At 41.5% G+C, this 4,227-nt stretch carries 7 protein-coding genes; 2 read left to right on the top strand and 5 right to left on the bottom strand.

Going from position 1 to position 4,227, the window contains the following annotated elements; all coding sequences use genetic code 11:
- Positions 1-205: 205 nt before the first annotated feature.
- The 5 genes from QZZ35_RS09605 to dinB all read right to left on the bottom strand — a co-directional run bounded on the left by QZZ35_RS09605 (position 206) and on the right by dinB (position 3,111).
- On the bottom strand, positions 206-571 hold the full coding sequence (locus tag QZZ35_RS09605; RefSeq protein ID WP_291237199.1) for a hypothetical protein: 366 nt from the start codon (positions 569-571) through the stop codon (positions 206-208).
- A 9-nt stretch (positions 572-580) separates the two neighbouring features.
- A complete protein-coding gene (locus QZZ35_RS09600) occupies positions 581-1,153 on the bottom strand; it encodes a hypothetical protein (RefSeq protein ID WP_291237198.1) in 573 nt (190 codons plus the stop codon).
- Between the two features lie 230 nt (positions 1,154-1,383).
- A complete protein-coding gene (locus tag QZZ35_RS09595) occupies positions 1,384-1,623 on the bottom strand; it encodes a hypothetical protein (RefSeq protein WP_002584942.1) in 240 nt (79 codons plus the stop codon).
- Positions 1,624-1,636: 13 nt separating this feature from the next.
- Positions 1,637-1,849: a LexA family protein gene (locus QZZ35_RS09590; RefSeq protein ID WP_132094161.1), complete on the bottom strand. Its 213-nt coding sequence runs from the start codon at positions 1,847-1,849 to the stop codon at positions 1,637-1,639.
- Positions 1,850-1,863: 14 nt separating this feature from the next.
- Positions 1,864-3,111, bottom strand: a complete 1,248-nt coding sequence (gene dinB / locus QZZ35_RS09585; protein WP_291237197.1) for a DNA polymerase IV — start codon at positions 3,109-3,111, stop codon at positions 1,864-1,866.
- Between the two features lie 192 nt (positions 3,112-3,303).
- Here dinB and QZZ35_RS09580 point away from each other — a divergent pair, with 192 nt between their 5' ends.
- Together QZZ35_RS09580 and QZZ35_RS09575 are read left to right on the top strand one after the other, a co-directional pair.
- A complete protein-coding gene (locus QZZ35_RS09580) occupies positions 3,304-4,044 on the top strand; it encodes a helix-turn-helix domain-containing protein (RefSeq protein WP_291237196.1) in 741 nt (246 codons plus the stop codon).
- Positions 4,045-4,111: 67 nt separating this feature from the next.
- On the top strand, positions 4,112-4,227 hold a 116-nt coding region (locus QZZ35_RS09575), incomplete at its 3' end, for a helix-turn-helix domain-containing protein (RefSeq protein ID WP_291237200.1).

The raw sequence follows: 4,227 nt of genomic DNA, 5'->3' as shown, positions 1-4,227 counted from the left end.
TCCCTTGCCATCTTAATTCTCTGTCCTACAGCTTTCAGATCCATCGCAGCACCTCCTTTAGAACTATTTTTCGGTCTAAAGTTAGTATAACTACCGCCTGTTCCGATATACAGAAGCTGTAAAACAAGTTATCGTTCTACAGAACTAATACAGGATTTATTCCATAAAATAATTCATTGATAGATGCAAGAAGGTATCTTATTTCCTAACAATCTTCTGTACAGTATCGGCTGATCAGATGCATCCAGCTTGTATATTTATTTTTTTGACATACTTTCTGACAAACAGGATTCTGCGTCAATATAGAAAACATTTTCTCATAATCAAATTCCCACGCATAGCCTTTTAAATGTTTTTCGACTGCTTTCTTATCAGACTGTTTCAGTTTCCATACCAAACGCTGGATTTCTCCTTCATGAAGGTTTCCAACATTTCTGCATATGTACCGAAAAAATTTCAAGGTAGCATACTCATCATGCCATTTCTGTTTTTTATTCTGAGCTTTCCTCTCTGCCTGCTGATCCCGGATAATATCGTCGGCAATCTTTACCATTGAATTTTCGTATCTCATCCCACTCACCTACTCTTCTTCCACACCCAAGGAGGGTTTGAATCTTTTGTTTTTTGCCTGCGGCACTACGATCTCGTAAAAGTAGAAGCCAAGATACCGCAATGCCTGTTTCTTCATTTTATAAAACGAAGTCCTTCCAATGCCAAGTTCCTGCTGGACTTCCACATCTGTTTTATTGTAATGGCTGCAAAAACAGGAATGGATAATCTCACTGAGCGTTACTCCATCCGGAGCATAATATTTTACCAACGTAATACCCCGGTAAACCATATCCGACAACCCATATATGACCATCAGATTATTCATCTCGTGTTTCAGTTTTGTCACATTCAGCTGTTTCCCGTAAATATCAAGATAACTCAACGCATATGCCATATCCTCATTGATCTTCTCCTGGCATTCCATTTCCAGTTCTTCCAGTACCATCTTATTTTCCAAAATCAGTTTCTGGTAATTCACCATCAATGCCTTTATGTCTTCATAATGCCTGTCCATGGTTACTTCCAGATAATCCTGTGCATGGGTTGCCATCTGGAACGTAATCTCTTTCATTGATTTAATTGCATAATCTCTGTCTGTCATAAATCTTTATTTCTCCTTATCAACAATCACACTAACTGGTAGGTCTTGCAGACCAGTTCGCCTTCCCCATGATTTTGATGGAAAGCAATCTAAATTACTCTTTGCAGGATCCATATTCCAAATGGTATTTGTGGGGAACACCGGCTGATCAGAATACGGATCCTTATGTAAAACCAACGGGATATAAAGGGAAAGTGACTATCTCCGCCGGTTAATATTCTTCTTATTAATTATGAAATCTTCCTTTCCATGAACCATTTGTCCACTTCAAAAAACAAATGGCTTTCCTTTCCCTGTACCATACAGGTGTACATCGTACCAACACCGCCTGCTTTTCTGCTGGCACATCGTTCAATCTTAAGCACTTTATCAATCTTGTATTTTCTGCCGTCTTCCCAAACAAATAAGATTGGAATCAGGCAGCCTTCCTTACTGAACTCTGCTACCACATCAACATATACCTTATTCATACCGCCACCTCCATCACAGGATTTCGATTGCTCTTGGAGATGCCGGAACTCTCCGGATATATCCACTTTTCTCTAACTGCCTGATCCTGGAAAATACCGTTGATGTTGAAGCAACTCCCAGTAATGCCCCCAGTTCCCTGACCGTTGGCGGAAATCCATGCTCCTCGGTAAATCTTACAATGCACTGATAGCTTTCTTCCTGTTTTCTGGTTAATGTCTGTTTCAAATCTATCCCTCCCATTATCCATGAAAATAACTGTGAGGATGGACCGTATGTGTACCGGCGTCCAAGTGGGATAAGACTTTATCCTGGTACATTGCTGCCCGCTGTATGCTGAAATATCCAAACCGTCGTCTGATCTCATCCACAGCCCGATCCAGCCTTTCTAATTTTTCCCGTTTCTCCTGATTATCAAATAGATCAAGCTGAACCGGAATATCTTCCATTACCAGATCAGACCCCCTCACGCCAAGGCTCCGTATCGGATGCTCCCATCTGTAATGTTTCTTAAATAATTCAAATGCTGCTTTTACAATTTCATCCGTAATATTCGTCGGCTGGCTGATACGCTTCTGCCTTGTTATGCTGTTCAGCCCGTTATCCCGGATTGATATTTCCACCACATTACATTTGAAACCATGTTTCCGTAATCTGGCAGATACACTTTCCGATAATGCCATCAGAATAATCCACACATCCAGATCTGTTTCCAGGTCTCTCGGTGTCGTTGTACTGTTTCCAATGGACTTGACCGGAGCTTCATATCCTTCCATACAAACCGGATCCGAATCATATCCATTCGCAAATGCCCATAATACCAGACCAATTTTTCCAAAATGGCTGTCCAGCAGTTTTTCATCTGTCTGTGCCAGCCGGCCAATGGTATGGATCCCAAGCTTCTGCAATTTCTTGTTTGTCTGCCTGCCAACATACAGTAAATCTGACACTGGAAGCCCCCAGACGATTTCTTTGTAATTTCCTCGATGAAACTGTGTGATGGCATCCGGCTTTTTATAATCAGAGCCAAGTTTTGCGAATATCTTGTTCCAGGAAATGCCAATACTCACGGTAATACCTAGTTCATACTTAATCCGGTCACTGATTTCCTGTGCGATCTTCATTCCATCGCCTTTGATACTGCTGCTTTCCGTCACATCCAGCCATCCTTCATCTATTCCATACGGCTCAATTTTGTCCGTATACTCTGAATAGATTTCTCTCGCCATACTGGAGAATCTCAAATACAGATCCATCCTCGGCGGCACAAAAATGATTTCCGGACAAACCTGTTTTGCCTGCCAAAGTGCCATTCCTGTTTTTACCCCGCATTTCTTCGCAATATAATTTGCCGTCAACACAATACCATGTCTTGCTTCCGGATCGCCACCTACAGCAAGTGGCTTTCCCTCTAGTTCCGGATGATGCAGCATTTCTACGCTGGCATAAAAACAATTCATATCACTATGTAAAATTGTCCTGTCACCCATCCTGTTCTCACCTCCGTCCGGCTTTCTTATCATTCCTTGCATGGTTAGTATAAGCCGACATTATGGAGATAGTCAACTGACATTTTGGTTGTATTATCTACGTTTCGGAGATTTCTCTTGATTTTGTTGTATTTGTGCTGTATAATGCATCTATAAGAATCTAACGGAATTTCATAGAAATGAGGCGAATATATGCGTTCTATTGGCAGGATTATTGCAGAAAACAGAAAAAAGAAAGGGCTTTCGCAGCCAGAACTTGCAGAATTACTTTCACAGCAGGGCATTGACGTTACAGCGAAGGCAATCTCCAAATGGGAGACGGATGCACGAGAACCAGGACTGCATGTTTTTCTGACTCTCTGTAAATTGTTGGATATTGAAGATATTTATGATGCTTATTTCGGGAAAAATCCTTATAGTGTAATGAACGGTTTAAACCAAGAAGGAAAAGATAAGATTAAAGATTACGCAAAAATACTAAAAGCCTCCGGCTTGTTTGAACCGGTAGTTGCAAACATTATTCCTTTCCGCAAAAAAGAAATATTTATGGACATCTTCGGAGATGCTGTTTCTGCAGGTACCGGTAATTTCCTGACAGATGCGCCAAAAGAATCTTATGAAGTTGGCGATCTTGCCCCGGACAATGCAGACTTCGGAGTCCGGATATCTGGTGACAGTATGGAACCGGAATACCACAACGGGGAAATTGCATGGATCCAGCAAAAAGACAGCATCTGCAATGGAGAGGTTGGTATTTTCTATCTCAATGGAGATGCCTACATCAAAAAACTCCATGATGAACCGGATGGATTATTCCTGATCTCCCTGAATAAAAAATACAAACCTATCGCAATTCAGGAATCGGACTCTTTTAAAATATTCGGCAGAGTTGTCGGCAAGTGTGATGCTTCCGACATCCCCGGTTTTCAATAATCGTAATACAGTCCGTGCCATTCAAACCGGCTGTTGAAACAATAATAAAGTTAAAGGAAGTGATTGGATGGCAATCAGCAACATCCTGAAAGATATTCGTGTGGAGCGAAATCTAATTCAAGAAGACCTTGCAGAAGCAACCGGCTCCTGCAGCCGTACCATCGGCAGAATTGAACGTGGGGA

The sequence above is a fragment of the Frisingicoccus sp. genome, assembly GCA_016298055.1.
Classification (GTDB): Bacteria; Bacillota; Clostridia; order Lachnospirales; family Lachnospiraceae; genus Frisingicoccus.
The sequence above is the reverse complement of the archived record's forward strand: the minus strand, read 5'-3'. Positions and strand labels throughout refer to the sequence as shown.

Excerpts from the sequence above, each read along its gene's own strand:
- QZZ35_RS09605 (WP_291237199.1), bottom strand. The coding sequence starts at position 571 with ATGAGATACGAAAATTCAATGGTAAAGATTGCCGACGATATTATCCGG.
- QZZ35_RS09600 (WP_291237198.1), bottom strand. The coding sequence starts at position 1,153 with ATGACAGACAGAGATTATGCAATTAAATCAATGAAAGAGATTACGTTC.
- QZZ35_RS09595 (WP_002584942.1), bottom strand. The coding sequence starts at position 1,623 with ATGAATAAGGTATATGTTGATGTGGTAGCAGAGTTCAGTAAGGAAGGC.
- dinB (WP_291237197.1), bottom strand. The coding sequence starts at position 3,111 with ATGGGTGACAGGACAATTTTACATAGTGATATGAATTGTTTTTATGCC.
- QZZ35_RS09580 (WP_291237196.1), top strand. The coding sequence starts at position 3,304 with ATGCGTTCTATTGGCAGGATTATTGCAGAAAACAGAAAAAAGAAAGGG.